The sequence below is a fragment of the Streptomyces sp. NPDC111744 genome, from assembly GCF_055634995.1.
The window spans coordinates 461356-478126 of the sequence record NZ_JBVKCG010000006.1; the positions used below are offsets into that span (position 1 = coordinate 461356).

Genomic DNA, 16771 nt, shown 5'->3' on the forward strand with positions numbered 1-16771 from the left:
AGCGACGGCAGCTCAGCGACGGCGTACGGCCACGAAGCGGATCGGGATGCCGGGGACGGCCTGGGCCGCCGCCGGGAGGTCGGCGGCGCGGACCACCGCGATCACCGGATAGCCGCCGGTGGTCGGATGGTCGGCCAGGAACACCACCGGGCACCCGTCCGGCGGCACCTGGACGGCGCCGAGGGTCATGCCCTCGCTGGGGAGTTCACCGGGATGGGCTCGCTCCAGGGCGGCCCCTTCCGTGCGCAGCCCGACGCGGTTGCTCGCCGACGACACGCGGTACGCGCGCGAGGTGAACGCCCGGACGGCCGCGGGCATGAACCAGCCGGCGCGCGGGCCGAGCGTCACCCGCAGCACGAGTTCCGTGGGCGGGGACGGCTGCGGTACGACGTCCACGCGCGCGTGCGGGGGCGTGGGAGTGCCCAGCGGCAGCACCGTGCCGTCCGCCAGCGGGGCCGGCCCGAGCCCGGAGAGCAGATCAGTGGCCCGGCTGCCCATCACCGGCTCGACGGCGATCCCACCGGAGATGGCCACATAACTCCGTACGCCGGACAGAGCCGCTCCCACTTCCAGTACTTCCCCGGCGGGAACCACCACGGGCGCGCCCCACGCCGCCGGGCGCCCGCCCACCGCGACCGGACCCGGCGCACCCCCGACCGCGACCACCACCGTCGACCGCGGCCGGACGGCGCATCCATTGACGGTGGTCTCCAGGACGGCCGCATCGGGGGAATTGCCGACCAGCCGGTTGACGAGCGCGGCGGCGGGCGTGTCCAGCGCTCCCGAGCGGGGCACCCCGAGATGCGCGTACCCGGGGCGTCCGCGGTCCTGCACGGTGGTCAGCGCCCCGGCCCGTACGACGACGAGCGCCCGGTCGGTCATACGCCCCCCACCGGCCCCACCGGCACGAACCGCACACGAGTACCCGGCGTCAGCAGTGCGGCCGGCACGCGCGCGTGGTCCCACAGCACCGCCTCCGTCGTCCCGATCAGCTGCCAGCCGCCCGGCGAGGAGCGCGGGTACACGCCCGTGTACGGCCCGGCCAGCGCCACCGCGCCGGCGGGCACCGCCGTGCGCGGGGTGGCCCGGCGCGGCACGTCGTAGCGGGCGGGGAGCCCGGTGAGGTAGCCGAAGCCGGGCGCGAAACCACAGAAGGCGACCGTGAACTCGGTTCCCGCGTGGATGCGGGCCACCTCCCCCTCGGGCACCCGCCAGTGGGCGGCGACCTCGGCCAGGTCCGGGCCGTCGTAGCGCACCGGCAGCTCGATCGCGGCACGCGCGCGTGGGGGAGCGGGCGGGATCTCGGCGGCGGCCAGTTCGCCGGCCCAGCGGGCTGGGTCGTCGAGGCCGTCGAGCAGGACCGTGCGGGCGGCCGGCACGATCTCGCGGACCCTCAGCGAGCCCTCCGTGCGGCGGCGCACCAACTCGGCGTGCAGGGCCTGGGCTTGCGCGCCGGAGCCGACCTCGACCAGGACGGCGTCGTCACCGACGAGGTGCGTTGTCACGGGCGCGGCAGTCTCGGTCTTCGGGTCCGTGTTCGGGCTGGGGCTTGTGTCCGTGCTCGTGGTCGTGCTCATGCGAAGGCCGCTACGGTCACGCCCGACTCCGCGAGCCGCGTGCGCACCCTGCGTGCCAGCTCCACGGCGTCCGGGGTGTCGCCATGCAGGCAGAGTGAGCGGGCGCGTACGACGATGCGCGCGCCGGAGTGAGCGGTGACCGTGCCGGAGCGCGCCAGCTCCACCGAACGCTCCACGACTGCCTCCGGGTCGCTCACCACCGCACCCTCGCGCCCGCGCGGGACCAGTGTCCCTTCGTCGGTGTACGCGCGGTCCGCGAACGCCTCCGTGACGGCCGGCAGCCCAGCCTTCCCGGCCAGCTCCAGCAATCGTGAACCGGGCAGCCCGAGCACGGGCAGCGAGGCGTCCGCGAGAAGCACGCCGTCGACCACCGCGGCGGCCTGCTCCTCGTCGTGCACGACCCGGTTGTAGAGCGCGCCGTGCGGCTTCACGTACGCCACGCGCGAGCCGACCGCGCGGGCGAAGACCTCAAGGGCACCGATCTGGTAGGCCACCTCGGCCGCCAGCTCGGCGGGCGGCACGTCCATCGCGCGCCGCCCGAACCCCGCCAGGTCCCGGTAGGACACCTGGGCGCCGATCGTCACCCCGCGATCAGCCGCCAGCTCGCACACCCGCCGCATGGTTGCCGCGTCCCCCGCGTGGTAACCGCAGGCCACGTTGGCGCTGGTGACGACGGACAGCAACTGCTCGTCGTCGGTCAGCCGCCAGCGGCCGAAGCCCTCGCCGAGGTCGGCGTTCAGGTCGATCGAGGTCATGGATCCGCTGTCTCTCGTGTCAGGCGACGCGGTACTGCTCGTCGCGGGCGTCGCTGATGAACATCTGGCCCGGCGCGTGCGTGATGGCGAACGGCGGCCGGGAGGCCATCACCACCGCCTGCGGGGTCACCCCGCACGCCCAGAACACCGGGATGTCGTCGGGACCGGCGTCCACCGGGTCGCCGAAGTCGGGCCGGCCGAGATCGGCGACGCCGAGCGCCGAGGGATCACCGCAGTGCACGGGGCCGCCGTGCACCGCCGGGAGCCGACTGCTCTCCCGGATCGCGGCCGACAGATGCTGCGGCGGGACCGGGCGCATCGACACCACCATCGGCCCCCTCAGCCGCCCCGCCGGACGGCACGGGCGGCCGGTCACGTACATCGGCACGTTCCGGCCCTGCTCGACATGCCGGATCGGCACACCTGCCTCGGCCAGCGCCCACTCGAACGTGAAGCTGCACCCGAGCAGGAACGACACCAGATCGTCCCGCCAGTACGCTGTCACGTCCGTCGGCTCATCCGTCAACTCCCCGTCCCGCCAGACCCGGTAGCGCGGCAGATCGGTGCGCAGGTCCGCGCCGTCCGCCAGCACGGTGGCCGTGGCGCCGGCGTCGGTGACGTCGAGCACCGGGCAGGGCTTCGGGTTGCGCTGGCAGAACAGCAGCATCTCGTACGCCCAGTCGGCGGGCACCGAGATCAGGTTGGCCTGGGTGTGACCGGCCGCGACCCCGGCCGTGGCGCCCGTGAGGCCCTCCCGGAAGCGGGCCCGGGCGGTTGTCGGGCTCCACGCGTGCGCGTGCTCGTCGACGAGGGTGACAGGACGGTCTTCCGTACGGTTCACGCCAGTTCCTTCCCGCGCGTCTCCGGTAGTCCGAACAGGGCCAGGGCGGCGAGCCCGTACCCGGCCGCGCCGAAGACAAGAGCGCCGCCCACGCCCCAGCTGTCGGCCAGGAAGCCCACCAGGGTGGGGAAGACCGCGCCCACCGCCCGGCCCGCGTTGTACGTGAAACCCTGCCCGGTGCCGCGCACCGCCGTCGGGTACAGCTCGCTCAGATACGAACCGAATCCGCTGAAGATCGCCGACATACAGAAGCCGAGCGGGAAACCGAGCACCAGGAGCGTGGTGTTGGCGCCGTCCGGGATGTTCGCGTACGCCAGCACACAGAGCGCCGAGAGGAGCGCGAACAGCCAGATGTTGCGGCGACGGCCCAGCCGGTCGGTGAGGTAACCGCCGGTCAGATAGCCGAGGAAGGCCCCCGAGATCAGGAAGGTCAGATAGCCACCGGTGCCGACGACCGACAGACCGCGCTCGGACTTCAGATACGTCGGGATCCAGGTCGCCAGCGTGTAGTAGCCGCCCTGGACACCCGTGGACAGCAGGCCCGCGAAGACCGTGGTGCGCAGCAGACCCGGCGCCTCGGCCGTGCCCGGACGGAAGATCGCGACGAACGAGCCGCGCCGCGGGCTCCGTTCACGTACCGCGACCGCCTGCGGGGCGTCGTGCACCCGGCGGCGCAGCCACACCACGAGCAGTGCGGGCAGGGCACCGGTCCAGAACATGACCCGCCAGGCCAGGTCGTCGCCGACGAACGAGAAGACCAGCGTGTAGACGATCACGGCGAGCGCCCAGCCGGCGGCCCAGGCGCTCTGGACCGCGCCGAGCGTGCGGCCGCGGTGCCGGGCGCTTGCGTACTCGGCGACCAGGATCGCGCCGACCGCCCACTCGCCGCCGAAGCCCAGGCCCTGGAGGGCTCGGAACACCAGCAGCGTCTCGTAGTCGGGCGCGAAGCCGCAGGCCACCGTGAAGACGGCGTAGGTGACGACCGTGATCATCAGGGCGCGGACCCGGCCGACCCGGTCCGCGAAGACGCCCGCCGCGGCGCCGCCGACCGCGGAGACCACCAGGGTGACGGTGGTGAACAGGCCGGTCTGGCCACTGTCCAGTCCGAAGTACGTCGCGAGCGCGACCATACTCAGCGGCAGGGTGAAGTAGTCGTACGAATCCAGGGCGTATCCGCCGAACGCACCGGCGAACGCGTGCCGGCCGCGCGGACCGAGGGCGCGCAGCCAGCCGAACGCGCCGCCTTCGGCGGTGCGTTCGTCCCTGCCCGGGTTCGCGTCGGAGGTAAGGGCCTGCGGTGGAGGAGTCGTGCTCATGGGCACCTCGCAGAAGAGGGGACGAAGGGTGCGGGGACTGAGCCGTGCGGTGCCGTGCCAAGGTGAGCGTGCTGAGCACCGTAGAGGATCGTTCAACGATCCTTCAATACCCACGTTGTTTCGTTCCTGTGTCTGCGGTTGAATTCCGGGCATGGCAGAGCAGCTGACGGGACTGGCCGACGACCGTTCCCTCCTCGGGCGCACCAGCACCGCCGAACGGGTCTCCGACATCCTCAGGAGCCGTATCGCGGACGGGTATTTCCCGCCAGGCACCCGCCTGTCGGAAGACGGCATCGGCGGTGCGCTCGGCGTCTCCCGCAACACCCTGCGCGAGGCGTTCCGGCTGCTCACCCACGAACGCCTGCTGGTCCACGAACTCAACCGCGGTGTCTTCGTCAGGGTCCTGACCGTCGAGGACGTCGAGGACATCTACCGCACCCGGTCCCTGGTCGAGTGCGCCGTCGTACGCGGCCTCGGTGACCCGCCCTACGCCCTGGACGGACTGTCGGCGGCGGTCACGGAAGGGCAGCGGGCGGCGGCCGGAGATGACTGGAAAGCAGTGGGTACGGCCAATATCCACTTCCACCGGGAACTGGTCGCCCTGGCCGGCAGCGAACGCACCGACGAACTGATGCGCAGCGTCTTCGCCGAACTCCGCCTCGCGTTCCACACGGTCGACGACCCCCACACCCTGCACGAGCCCTACCTGTCCCGGAACCGGGAGCTCCTCCAGGCGCTGGAGCGGGGCGACAGGCGCGGCGCGGAGCGACTGCTGGAGACGTACCTCACGGACTCACTGGAACGAGTGGTGGAGGTCTACCGGCGCAGGGTCGGCGACGAGGGCCCCCTGTAGCCCGCACCCAGCCCATGGACAGCCCGCGGTGCCCCCGGCGCCCCGGACGGAGCGTTTGGGTCGATGTCAGACCTAGGACCTAGTCTGTGCACCGTGACTTCGCCTGTGACGACGGACAGCGTTCCGCCCCAGCTCAGCGCGGGGCCGCGCCCCGCGCCGGGCCCGGCCGCCGACGAGGGGCTGGCGCGGCGCCTGCGCGCGCTCGCCTGCACCGCACCGCTGCACGACCTGGACATGCGCAAGGCGAACCTCGCGGGCGAGTACTCGGTGTACGGCATGGCCGAGGTGGCCCTCGCCGCCATCGACCTGGTCACACTGAACATGGACTTCGACACCGGCGCCGACCACGAGCAGATCGTCGCCCGGCTGATCCCGCGCATCTCCGCGCAGACCCCGCGGCGTCCGGTCGCCGAGCACGAGCGCGTGGCCCGCTGGGTCCTGGAGAACCTGATCAACGTCGGCAGCGTCGACCGCGGCTTCCGCGCGGTGTACGGCACCTTCGCGCCCGACGGGTCGTATGTCCGCCGGGACTACGACTTCAAGCTGATCGAGGAGGTGCCGGGCCCCGGCGGCACGGTGTACCTCCGGACGACCGACGAGGCGGTCAACGTCCTGGTCGGCGCTCTCGACACGGACGTCACCAGCGCCCAGATCGCCGCCGAGGTCAAGCTGGAGGTGCTGATCAACCGCGGCCGCCTCGCCGACGCCCAGCTCGCCGCCGAGCAGGCCCGCTACCGGACCGTGCAGTACTCGGAGACCCTGCGCCGCGCCCTGGATGCCACCCGGCGCAACGTCCGCGCGGTGGACTGGCTCAACGCCGTCCCCGACCTGATCGCCGAGGCTCTGGACCACGTCGCCGACCGCTACCGGCACGAGAACGCGATCCTCACCAACATCCGCAAGGCCCGCGACGAGACCGAGGAGCCGGAGAACAAGCGGCGTGCCGCCGAACTCGTCGACATCGTCAAGGACTGCATCCGACGCCACACGCAGTTGCAGTCGCGACTGCTGGAGGCCGGGCCGCTGTTCCGCGCGGAGCAGGACCGGCAGGCGTTCGCGACGCCCATGACGACGTCGGGGACAGACCTGTACGGGCACCTCCTCGCCCCACTGCTGCCGTTGCCGCTGGAGCAGGCGAGCCGGGTCACGGGGGCGTTCTTCGCACGCGGGACCGGGCTGCGGACGCCGGTGTCGGTGCGGGTGGGCGACCTCGTCGACATACTGCTGACGCCGCCGGTGGAACGGGAGCATCTGGGCGCCGAGATGCCCGAGCCGGACCTCATCGCGACGCCGGACGACAGCCGTTTCAGCGAGGAGCAGCTGGCCGCGGCGATGGCGCTGCTGGACCTTCCGGCGGACGCGCCGCGCAGGTTGTCCGGGTTGTTGGCGGAGGCGCGCAAGCGGGATGCCGAGCTGCCTTATCTGGTTGCTTTGCTGGCTGTGCATGCGGCCAGTCCGGCGGTCGGTACCGCGTATCGACAGGGCGAGGAGAAGCTGTTGTTCGCCGTGGATGACGGGACCGAGCTTGACGATCCCGAGTTCGGCGGGGCGGATCTGATCGTGGGGACTGCTTTGTTGGACGCGGTGGGGATGGCGGCGGACCGGACGGAGGCGGCGTGACGTTGTGCGCCCCTGAGGGGTGTCCCTCCTCCCTTTTTTCAAGATCAAGGAGTTGTCCCCGTGAACGAGTACGTTGAGGCTGACGCGTCTGCCGCGCAGGCCAACGCTGCCGTCACGCCCGCCGACGCCGCCGACGCGGCCCGGCTCGTCGCGTTCGGGCTGCAACCCAAGCTGCAGCCCGCGCGTGATCAGGAGTACACCGAGCTGCTGCGGCGCTACCGGGAGGACCCGGCGTTCGCGCGCCTCGCGGATGCCGTGGCCGCCGGGCTCGGCCTGGTGGTGCTGGAGGTGTCGGCCCGCGCAGGGATGGCCGTGACCGCTGCCGAGGACTCGGTGTTCGCCGTTCGCATGGGCGACTACGCGCGTCGTACGTCCGCGGACGGCAGCGACCGGTTCCTGCACGGGCTCGCCCATCTCGCCGTCGCAGCGCTGGCGTTCCCGCGTCCCGAGGACCTGGCCGACGACGGCTACATCGGGCGGATCACGGTCAACGGCGTCGACGCCTTCGTCCGGCAGGCCTGCCGCCGCCTGGAGGAGCGGGCCGAGGCGCTGGGGGAGAACACCGACCCGGCCACCGACACGCCCGGCCTGGAGGCCGCCTGGCGGATCTGGGCCAGACGCAGCGCGACCGGCGCCACCAAGGACGCCCGCCGGCTGGCCGGTTCCACCACCGGCATCATCGGCAAGGCGGTCGTCTTCCTCACCGACTCGGGGTTCCTCCAGCGCACCGGCGACGACCAGGGCGGCACCTACCGCACGACGGCCCGCTACCAGCTCCAGGTGCGGGACATGGCCGGCAGCGCAGCCATGGCCGAGCTGCTGGAACTCGGCGTCGTCCCGGTCACCGACGGCACGGCCAGCCTGCTGCCCGCCGACGACAGCGACGACCTGGCCGCCGACGCCGGACTGCCGTTCCACTCCTGACCGTCCAGAACCACCGCACTTTTCCCCAGACTTACGAGAGTCCGCCATGTACGAGCTGTCCCGGGTCCGCCTCTACTCCATCGGGCCCGCCGGTGCGCGCTACGCCGACACCGTGCTGGACCTGCGGGGCGTCGGTGAGCCCGTGCCCGACCCGGCCCCCACCCAGGCGGAGTTCTTCGAGGAGGAGCCCGTCGGCCCGCCGCGCCGGCCCGCGCCCGCCGGTGTGCTCTTCCTGGAGAACGGCGGCGGCAAGTCGGTGCTGCTCAAGCTGATCTTCTCGGTGATGCTGCCGGGCCACCGCAACACCCTCGGCGGCGCCAGCTCGGGCGTGCTGCGCAAGTTCCTGCTCGCCGACGACTGCGGGCATGTCGCCCTGGAGTGGCAGCACACCCTCACCGGCGAGTGCGTGGTCGTGGGCAAGGTGAGCGAATGGCGGGGACGGCAGGTCTCCAACGACCCGCGGAAGTTCGCCGAGGCCTGGTACTCGTTCCGGCCGGGGCCCGGGCTCGCCCTGGACAGTCTGCCGGTCGCAGAGTCCACCGCCGTACGACCGCCCGTGGAGGGCGCCTCAGGGGCGCAGGGGCGGCGCCGCACCATGAAGGGCTTCCGGGACGCCATCACGGAGGCGGGCAAGGCGTATCCGCATCTGGAGGTGCACTGGGAGGAGATCCACGACCGCTGGATCGAGCACCTCGGCGACCTCGGCCTGGACCCGGAACTCTTCCGCTACCAGCGGGAGATGAACGCCGACGAGGGTGAGGCCGCCGGTCTGTTCGCGGTCAAGAAGGACTCCGACTTCACCGACCTGCTGCTGCGGGCCGTCACCGACACCCGGGACACGGACGGGCTCGCCGACCTGGTCGGCGGCTTCGGCCACAAGCTGGGGCGACGCGCCGAGCTGATCGCCGAACGGGACTTCACCGCCGGGTCGGTGGATCTGCTGGGGCGGATCGTCGAGGCGGCCGAGGCACGGGCACGCGCGCGTGACATCCACGCGGGCGCCGAGCGCCGTACCCGCACGCTCGCGCGCAGGTTGTCCGCACGGGGCGCGCAGGAGCGGGTGCGCGCAGCCGACCTCGCCCAGCGCGTCACGGCCGCCGCCCACGCCGTCACGCAATCCGAGGGCGCCCGCGAGCGCAGCGCGCTGATCGCCGCCGAACTCGCCTACCGGCACGCCTCGCTGGCACTGGCCGCCGGTGAGAAGTCCGCCGCCGCGCAGAAGCGCGAGCTGGCCGACGCACGCACCCTGCACTCCGCCTGGCAGGCCGCCGAAGCCGTGCTGCGCCACCGCGCCGCCGCCGACCGCGTCGCGCGCGTGGCCGCCGCCATCCAGGAGGCAGAACGGGACGCGGCCCCCGCGCTCGCCGCCCGCGCCAAGGCCGCCGTCGATCTCGTACGGGCCCTGCACGCGGCCGCCCAGAGCGCGGAGCACCTCGCCAACGAGGAGGAGGAGCGGTCCGCCGCCCTCCAGGAGGTCAGCGACTCCGCCTACCGGGACTCGACATCCGCCGCCACCGAGGCACAGCGCGCCCGCAGCGAGGTCGGCCATCTTCGCCAGCGCCTCAGCGAGGTCGAGCAGGAGACCGCCGAGGCCGTCCGCGCGGGCTGGCTCGACGACAGTGCCCCGGACGCCGACCCGGCCCGCGCCGCCCTCGCGGCCAGCGACGCCGAGAAGACGGCCGTCGCCGCCTGGGACACCGCCCGCGAGGCCTCCCGCAAGGCGGCCGAGCACGCGCGCGAGGCGGCCTCCGCCGAGGCCCGCGCGGAGCTCACGGCCGCCCGCGCGGCAGACGCGGCGACGGCCGCCGAGCGGACCTACGACGCCGAGAAACGCCTGGCAGAGGCCCTGGCGGCGGAGGAGCGGCTCACCGAGCTGCTGGGCCTCACCGGTTCGCGTACGGCCATTCCCCGGCCCCGGGGCGAGAGCGCGGGGGAGGCTGAGGAGGCCTTCAGCGCCGAGGAACTCGACCGGTTCGCCGACGAGTTGCGCGAGCTCCTCGACGACGCCGTCGGTTCCGCCGAACGGCATCTGTTCGAGTTGCGCACCGCGGCCGCCGACGACTCCCGGATCCTCGGCGCCCTGGGCGACGGCGGGCTGCTGCCGCCCGGACCCGATGTGCTCGCCACCGTCGAGTACCTCGGCGAGCACGGCATTCCGGCGCTGCCCGGCTGGCGCTACCTCGCCCAGGCCGTCGACCCGACGGACCACGCGCGCGTGCTCGCCGCCCGCCCCGAACTCGTCGACGGCGTGATCATCACCGACCCGGACACCCACGCCCGCGCCCGCGAGACGCTCGGCGAGGCCGCCCTGCTGCCGCGCTCCGCCGTGGCCGTCGGCACGGCAGCCGCCCTGCTGGCGCCGACCCCCGGTGCCGACGCCACCCCGGGCGACGTGTTCCTCGTACCGCCGAACCCGGCCATGCACGACGAGCACGCCGCCGACGAGGAACGGCAGGCGCTGCGCGCCCGGGCCACCGAGCGGGACGAGGAGATCCGCACCCTCGCCGCCCGGCTCGGCAAGGACCGCGAGCTGGCCGCGCGGCTCGCCTCCTGGCGCACCACCTGTCCGTCCGGGCGGCTCGTGGAGCTGGCGCAGGCCGCATGGGAGGCACGTGCGTTCGCCGAGGAGTCCGAGGCCGAACTGGGCGAGGCGCGGATCGTGCGGGCCGAGACCGAGGAGGCCGCCGCCGAGACCGCACAGGTGCGCGACGAACGGCAGGAGGCCGCACAGAGGGCCCGGCGCGCCGCCGACGCCCTCGCCGGACTCGCGTTCCGGTTGCGCGAGCGGGCCGGCTGGCAGGTCAAGCTGCGCGAACTCGCCGACGAGGCCACCGAGTCGGAGGCCCGCGCCCAGACCTGTCTGGAGCGCGCCCGCGCCGCCGACGAGGATCGGCGCGCCGCCCAGCGCGCCGCGGACGACGCCCGCCGCACCGCCCGCGCGCTGCGGGCCGAACGCGCCGAGATCGCCGGCGCCCCCGACGACGTACCGGAAGCCGACGAGGACGCCCCCAAGTCCTCGCTGCCCGCCCTGCGCGAGGCCTACCGCGCCGCCTCACAGCTGTACGAGAAGGTCGGCGTCGGCGCCGACCTCCGCGCCGAACAGGCCCGTTCGGAGAGCGACGAGAGCGCCGCGCTCGCGGACCTTGAGCGGCTGACCAACAAGGTCCGCACCCGCGCGGAGCAGCTCCTGCAGTCGCCCGACGGATCCGACGGGCCCTCCCGGCAGGCCGCCGCCGCCCGCGCGGAGGAGCTGGTGCAGCTCCTGGAGACCCGGATGTCCACCGCGAGCGAGCAACTCGGACGGCTGCGCGGCGAGGCCGAACGGCATGCCCCCGAGGACGGCGAGGCGCATACCGAGCTGCCCGAGGAGCTCCAGCCGCGCGACGCCGACCACGCGCAGGCCCTGCTACGTACGGCGACCGCCGAACTCGCCTCCCGCACGGAGGCCTTGACCCACGCGCGCGAGGCACACACCGAACTGCTCGACGCCCACCGCGCGGCCGAGGACGCGGCCGGCGGCTTCGACGAGATCGCCGCAATGCTCCGCGACCTGCTGCGCGAACACTCCGCCGAGGAGGAGCCGGAAGAGCCCGAGCCCTACCCAGGCAACCTGGAGGAGGCCCGGCAGTCCGCCGCCGAGGCCCGCCGGTCGCTGCGCGGCTGCGCCGGCGATCTCTCCACCGCCGAGTCCGCCGTACGCGAGGCGAGCGATGTGCTCGTACGGCATGCCAACTCCACCCGTTACGAAGCGGTGCGTACGCCCGCACGGCAGCAGATCCGTGAACTGCCCGCCTCCGCACTGCCCGAGCACGCCCAGAAGTGGGCGGACGCCTTCGCACCCCGACTACGGGTACTGACCGACGAGCTGGCCCAGCTGGAGCGCAACCGCGATTCGATCGTGGACCGGCTGCGCGGGCTCGTGGAGTCGGCCCTCGCGACCCTGCGGTCCGCCCAGCGGCTGTCCCGGCTGCCCGAGGGGCTCGGCGAGTGGTCCGGGCAGGAGTTCCTCCGCATCCGCTTCGAGGAGCCCGACCAGGCCACGCTCACCGAGCGGCTGGGCGAGGTCGTCGACGAGGCGACCCGGGCCGCTGTGAAGAAGAACTCCGACCTACGGCGGGACGGAATGTCCCTGCTGCTGAGGGGAGTGGGGGCGGCCCTGCAGCCCAAGGGGGTGGCCGTCGAGATCCTCAAGCCCGACGCGGTGCTGCGCGCCGAGCGGGTGCCCGTGGGGCAGATGGGGGATGTGTTCTCCGGTGGGCAGCTGCTCACGGCGGCCATCGCCCTGTACTGCACCATGGCCGCGCTCAGGTCCAACGACCGTGGACGCGACAAGCACCGGCACGCGGGGACGCTGTTCCTCGACAACCCCATCGGACGCGCCAACGCGACCTATCTGCTGGAACTTCAGCGGGCCGTGTCGGACGCGTTGGGCGTGCAACTGCTCTACACGACCGGACTGTTCGACACCACCGCGCTGGCCGAGTTTCCACTGGTCATCCGATTGCGGAACGACGCAGACCTCAGGGCCGGGCTCAAGTACATCAGGGTGGAGGAGCACCTGCGGCCCGGGCTGCCGCAGCAGCCACAGGCGGAGGAGGCCGGGCACAGCGAGATCACGGCGACCCGCATGTTCAGGAGGCCGTCAGCCTGAAGCACGTCCTCCACCGGCCGTGGCGGCCTCAGGAGTGGGACAACTGACCGGCGCCGCCGCCTCGCCGCCGGGCCGCGCGCCGCTCACGGCGAAGTGAGCGTGCCGTGCTGCTCGGCTCCGAGACCACACCGTTGCGCTGGTTCCACACCTGGCGGGTCACCAGGACGTCGACCGCGCTCCAGGTGGCCACCACCGTGCTCGCCACGCTGCTGATCACCATCGGGAACGCCAGCCAGGACTCCGCCATCGTGCAGAAGAACGCCACCATGGCCTGGATCAGCGTGACCGAGATGATGATCAGCGCCCGCACCGCCGACGTACGCACCGGATCCGGCATCCGGTACCGCTTGGCGGGCTCCTCGACCCACAACGGCCGGTACTGCGCCTGCTGTTGCGTGCGCGCCCGCGCACCGGAGAGCTCTCCTTCGCCGCGTGGCGAAAGGCCGCCGTCCGGCGCCTCGGGCCCCTGACGCACCGTCGAGCGTGCCGCTGTGCCGTCCTCGGGCGCCAAGCGCCGCTGAGCCGTCCCCATCAAGGTGTCACTCCCCACCGCCGACAGACCCCCTCCCACCGGTGTCCGACGACCCCGGCTCCCCAGTGGCTGCCCGGCTTGCGCTGTTTTACGCCGCCCGGACGCGAGACGCGGCTCCTGTGGCCGGTTTCGCACCCATCGCCCATCAACAAGGACGAACGAAGTCGCCCGATGATTCCCAACCAGTGAAAAATTCCGGCCAACTGATCCTTCGTGTCGTTCCCGCCCTCACGGGTGCGAAGGCGGCGTGATCGCGGCGGCAATCTCCCGCAATGGCCGGACATCTCTCCCCGTCCGTTCCCATGTCTCGGCACCCAGGCGGAGGTTCATCGTCCGGACACGTCTTCGAGTTATCCATGTGGCGGTAGTAGGCTCGCGCCGTTTGTTGACGTACTTGTGTACTCCCGCCCGGCGGGGGTCGAGCTGGGGGAGGCCATGCGCTTTCGCGGGAAGTCGATCCGCCGGAAGATCGTGGCGCTGCTTCTCGTGCCGCTGGTGTCCCTGACGGCCGTCTGGGGTTTCGCGGCCGTGCTCACGGGGCGCGAGGTCAACCAGCTGTTCCAGGTGTCGAACATCGTCGAGGACATCGGCTACCCCACCGAGGACACCGCCCGGGTCCTCCAGCAGGAACGCCGGCAGACCCTCGTCTATCTCGCCGACCCGCGCGCCGCGGACGCGCTCGCCGCCCTGCACCGCACACGCGCCGCCACCGACAGCGCCGTCGCCGATCTCCGGAAGAACGCTGGGAGGCAGAGCGTCCGCGACGGCTTGGACACCGACGACGGTGAGCACCTCACCGCCGTGCTCGACGCGTTCGAGGGCATCGACGCCCTGCGCCGAAGCGTCGAGCAGGGCACCGTCAGCCGCACCCAGGCCCTCGACCTCTACAACCGCGTCGTCGAACCCTGCTACACGCTGCTCGCCTCTCTCCACGGGATCGACGACGTCGAGTTGAACCAGCAGGCCCAGGCCCTCGTCAACATCGCCCGCGCCCGCGAACTCCTCTCCCGCGAGGACGCCCTGCTGGGCTCCGCCCTCGTGGTCGGGAAGATCTCCCGCGACGAGACCCGCGAGATCTCCGGCCTCGCCGCCCAGCGCACCCTCCTGTACGACGTCAGCCTGCCGCTGCTGCCGTCGTCGGAACGCGACCGCTTCGACCGCTTGTGGAAGAACGCCACGACCGCCCCGCTGCGGACCGCCGAGCAGTCCGTGATCGACGCCGGATCCGGTGTGCCGAACGACGTCAGCGCCAAGAGCTGGGACACCGCCGCCGGCACTGTGCTCGACGAACTGCGCACCCTCGACGACCAGGTCGGCGACCGTTACCAGGCCCGCGTCCGGCCCGCCGCCGTCACCGTGATCGTCCAGGCAACCGTCGTCGGTGTCCTCGGCCTTGTCGCCGTGCTCTTCTCGCTGGTCGTGTCGGTCCGGGTCGGCCGAGGCCTCATCCGCGATCTGCGGCTGCTGCGCCAGGAGGCGCACGAAGCCTCCGGGGTCCGGCTGCCGAGCGTGATGCGCCGGCTGTCCGCGGGCGAACAGGTCGACGTGGAGACCGAGGTACCGCGCCTGGAGTACGACAAGAACGAAATCGGCGAGGTCGGCCAGGCCCTCAACACCCTGCAGCGCGCCGCCGTCGAGGCCGCCGTCAAGCAGGCCGAACTGCGCTCCGGTGTCTCCGAGGTCTTCGTCAACCTCGCCCGCCGCAGCCAGGTCCTGCTGCACAAGCAGCTCACCCTGCTCGACACCATGGAGCGCAGGACCGAGGACACCGACGAACTCGCCGACCTCTTCCGCCTCGACCACCTCACCACCCGGATGCGCCGGCACGCCGAGGGCCTGGTGATCCTCTCCGGTGCCGCCCCCTCGCGGCAGTGGCGCCGCCCCGTCCAGCTGATGGACGTGGTGCGTGCCGCCGTGGCCGAGGTCGAGGACTACGAGCGCATCGAGGTTCGCCGGCTGCCCCGCGTCGCCGTCACCGGCCCCGCCGTCGCCGACCTCACCCATCTCGTGGCCGAACTCCTCGAGAACTCCACGGTGTTCTCGCCGCCGCACACCGCCGTCCAGGTCCTCGGCGAACGCGTCGCCAACGGCTTCACCCTGGAGATCCACGACCGGGGCCTCGGCATGGCTGCCGAGGCACTCCTCGACGCCAACCTGCGGCTCGCCGAGACCCCGGAGTTCGAGCTCTCCGACACCGACCGGCTGGGCCTGTTCGTGGTCAGCCGCCTCGCCCAGCGCCAGAACGTCCGCGTCTCGCTCCAGCCGTCCCCCTACGGAGGCACCACCGCCGTCGTCTTCATCCCCGACGTACTGCTGACCGACGACGTTCCCGACACCAACGGCATCGGTTTCCGCCTCGACCGCGACCGGCCCGCCACGAAGGCCGAACCCGAGGAGCGCCGCGCCACCTCCCTGACCCAGGTGCCGGCGCAGCGACCCGGGCTGTCGGCCGCGCTCCTGGGCGGACCGGTCGAGCTGGAGGCACCCGTCGACCTGGACGCGCTGGACGACTTCCCGGGCGCCCTCGCCGAAGAGGACAGCGAGCGCGGCGGTCTGTTCCGACCCCGCCGCTCCCTCGCCCACCCCGACGACGACACCGCGCCCATCGTGAGCGAGCTGCATCAGCCGGCCCCCGACCCCACGGACGGTTTCCGCGACGAGCGTCCCAACGGCCCCCTCCCGCTGCCCAGACGACGTACGCCCAAGCTGGTCAGCTCCCACGGCAAGCCCGTCACCGAGCAACGCTCCCGCCGCGCCGAGCCGGACGACCGGGACCCTGCGGGCACGGGCCGGCCCGAACCGGGTGGTCTCGCCCCGCTGCCCTCCCGCCGCCGCACCGAGCCGTCCCCGCAGCGCGCCGTCGGCCCGGCCGACCGCGGCGAGGAACGCCCGGCGCCCCCGGTCGGCGGCCCGGGCGACCCCTCCGAGCCCCCCGGCCTGCCCCGGCGCAGCCGCCACTCCGCGATCACCTCCGGCAGCGGCACCGACGACTCCGTCCCGCCCCTCGGCAGCACACCCCTGGAGGCCGCATCCGGCACCCGGCCACTGCCCAGGCGGGTACGGCAGGCCAACCTGGCCCCACAGCTGCGACAGGACCCCGCCCCACCCGCCGGGCACGAGACAGAACCCGTCGAGCGCGACGCCGACGAGGTCCGCAGCCGCATGGCCTCGCTCCAGCGCGGCTGGCAACGCGGCCGGGCGGAGAACACCGCGGGCGACGGGTCCCGAAACGGCACAGCACAAGGAACGACTAAGGGGGACGGTCGATGACCGATCCGAAGGCGACCGGCCGCACGGCGACGAACAAGGGTGAGCTGAACTGGCTCCTGGACGACCTGGTGGACCGGGTCGCCAGCATTCGCAAGGCCGTCGTGCTCTCCGGCGACGGCCTGGCCACCGGTGTCTCCAAGGACCTCACCAGAGAGGACGGCGAGCACCTGGCGGCCGTGGCCTCCGGCTTCCACAGCCTCGCCAAGGGCGTGGGCCGCCACTTCGAGGCGGGGAGCGTCCGGCAGACCGTCGTGGAGCTCGACGACGCCTTCCTGTTCGTCACCGCCGCCGGCGACGGCAGCTGCCTCGCCGTCCTCTCCGACGCCGACTCCGACGTCGGCCAGGTCGCTTACGAGATGACACTCCTGGTCAAGCGGGTCGGCGCACATCTGGCCGCCGCACCACGCACCGATCTGCCCTCGGGCGGGTAGT

Annotated in this window: 12 protein-coding genes; 6 read left to right on the plus strand and 6 right to left on the minus strand. The window is 72.8% G+C overall.

Annotated features, from left to right (window positions below; all coding sequences use genetic code 11):
• Positions 1–12: 12 nt before the first annotated feature.
• The 5 genes from ACZ7OO_RS17255 to ACZ7OO_RS17275 are packed head-to-tail and all read right to left on the minus strand — an operon-like array spanning position 13 to position 4489.
• A complete protein-coding gene (locus ACZ7OO_RS17255) occupies positions 13–882 on the minus strand; it encodes a 5-oxoprolinase subunit C family protein (protein WP_471505508.1) in 870 nt (289 codons plus the stop codon).
• Positions 879–1577, minus strand: coding sequence for a 5-oxoprolinase subunit B family protein (locus tag ACZ7OO_RS17260; protein ID WP_471505510.1), 699 nt, complete (start codon positions 1575–1577; stop codon positions 879–881). The genes ACZ7OO_RS17255 and ACZ7OO_RS17260 overlap by 4 nt, the downstream gene beginning before the upstream one ends.
• Positions 1574–2332 (minus strand): LamB/YcsF family protein, encoded by a 759-nt coding sequence (locus ACZ7OO_RS17265; protein WP_471505512.1) that lies wholly within the window; start codon positions 2330–2332, stop codon positions 1574–1576. The genes ACZ7OO_RS17260 and ACZ7OO_RS17265 overlap by 4 nt, the downstream gene beginning before the upstream one ends.
• Before the next feature lie 19 nt (positions 2333–2351).
• The gene (locus ACZ7OO_RS17270; protein ID WP_471505513.1) at positions 2352–3173 is read right to left on the minus strand and encodes a putative hydro-lyase; all 822 of its coding nucleotides are present in this window, start codon (positions 3171–3173) and stop codon (positions 2352–2354) included.
• Positions 3170–4489, minus strand: a complete 1320-nt coding sequence (locus ACZ7OO_RS17275) for an MFS transporter (protein WP_471505515.1) — start codon at positions 4487–4489, stop codon at positions 3170–3172. Before ACZ7OO_RS17275 ends, ACZ7OO_RS17270 begins: the two co-directional genes overlap by 4 nt.
• A 151-nt stretch (positions 4490–4640) precedes the next feature.
• On the opposite strand from ACZ7OO_RS17275, the gene ACZ7OO_RS17280 reads away from it, so the two are divergent.
• The 4 genes from ACZ7OO_RS17280 to ACZ7OO_RS17295 all read left to right on the plus strand — a co-directional run bounded on the left by ACZ7OO_RS17280 (position 4641) and on the right by ACZ7OO_RS17295 (position 12537).
• Positions 4641–5342, plus strand: coding sequence for a GntR family transcriptional regulator (locus ACZ7OO_RS17280; protein ID WP_471505516.1), 702 nt, complete (start codon positions 4641–4643; stop codon positions 5340–5342).
• Between the two features lie 93 nt (positions 5343–5435).
• Positions 5436–6962 (plus strand): hypothetical protein, encoded by a 1527-nt coding sequence (locus ACZ7OO_RS17285; RefSeq protein ID WP_471505518.1) that lies wholly within the window; start codon positions 5436–5438, stop codon positions 6960–6962.
• Between the two features lie 60 nt (positions 6963–7022).
• Positions 7023–7886, plus strand: coding sequence for a hypothetical protein (locus ACZ7OO_RS17290; RefSeq protein WP_352223612.1), 864 nt, complete (start codon positions 7023–7025; stop codon positions 7884–7886).
• A 46-nt stretch (positions 7887–7932) separates the two neighbouring features.
• A complete protein-coding gene (locus tag ACZ7OO_RS17295; protein ID WP_471505520.1) occupies positions 7933–12537 on the plus strand; it encodes a hypothetical protein in 4605 nt (1534 codons plus the stop codon).
• Positions 12538–12565: 28 nt separating this feature from the next.
• Here the strand turns inward: ACZ7OO_RS17295 and ACZ7OO_RS17300 are convergent, their stop codons facing one another.
• Complete coding sequence (locus tag ACZ7OO_RS17300) at positions 12566–13069, minus strand: hypothetical protein (protein WP_471505522.1); 504 nt, start codon at positions 13067–13069, stop codon at positions 12566–12568.
• Positions 13070–13504: 435 nt separating this feature from the next.
• Between ACZ7OO_RS17300 and ACZ7OO_RS17305 the strand changes: the two genes are divergently transcribed.
• Together ACZ7OO_RS17305 and ACZ7OO_RS17310 are read left to right on the plus strand one after the other, a co-directional pair.
• The gene (locus tag ACZ7OO_RS17305; protein ID WP_471505524.1) at positions 13505–16339 is read left to right on the plus strand and encodes a nitrate- and nitrite sensing domain-containing protein; all 2835 of its coding nucleotides are present in this window, start codon (positions 13505–13507) and stop codon (positions 16337–16339) included.
• Positions 16336–16770 (plus strand): roadblock/LC7 domain-containing protein, encoded by a 435-nt coding sequence (locus ACZ7OO_RS17310; protein ID WP_352223608.1) that lies wholly within the window; start codon positions 16336–16338, stop codon positions 16768–16770. Before ACZ7OO_RS17305 ends, ACZ7OO_RS17310 begins: the two co-directional genes overlap by 4 nt.
• The last annotated feature ends 1 nt before the right edge of the window (position 16771 follow it).

Coding starts and splice junctions, on each gene's coding strand:
- ACZ7OO_RS17300 (WP_471505522.1), bottom strand. CDS start 13,069: ATGGGGACGGCTCAGCGGCGCTTGGCGCCCGAGGACGGCACAGCGGCA.
- ACZ7OO_RS17260 (WP_471505510.1), bottom strand. CDS start 1,577: ATGAGCACGACCACGAGCACGGACACAAGCCCCAGCCCGAACACGGAC.
- ACZ7OO_RS17310 (WP_352223608.1), top strand. CDS start 16,336: ATGACCGATCCGAAGGCGACCGGCCGCACGGCGACGAACAAGGGTGAG.
- ACZ7OO_RS17265 (WP_471505512.1), bottom strand. CDS start 2,332: ATGACCTCGATCGACCTGAACGCCGACCTCGGCGAGGGCTTCGGCCGC.
- ACZ7OO_RS17305 (WP_471505524.1), top strand. CDS start 13,505: ATGCGCTTTCGCGGGAAGTCGATCCGCCGGAAGATCGTGGCGCTGCTT.
- ACZ7OO_RS17295 (WP_471505520.1), top strand. CDS start 7,933: ATGTACGAGCTGTCCCGGGTCCGCCTCTACTCCATCGGGCCCGCCGGT.
- ACZ7OO_RS17255 (WP_471505508.1), bottom strand. CDS start 882: ATGACCGACCGGGCGCTCGTCGTCGTACGGGCCGGGGCGCTGACCACC.
- ACZ7OO_RS17280 (WP_471505516.1), top strand. CDS start 4,641: ATGGCAGAGCAGCTGACGGGACTGGCCGACGACCGTTCCCTCCTCGGG.
- ACZ7OO_RS17275 (WP_471505515.1), bottom strand. CDS start 4,489: ATGAGCACGACTCCTCCACCGCAGGCCCTTACCTCCGACGCGAACCCG.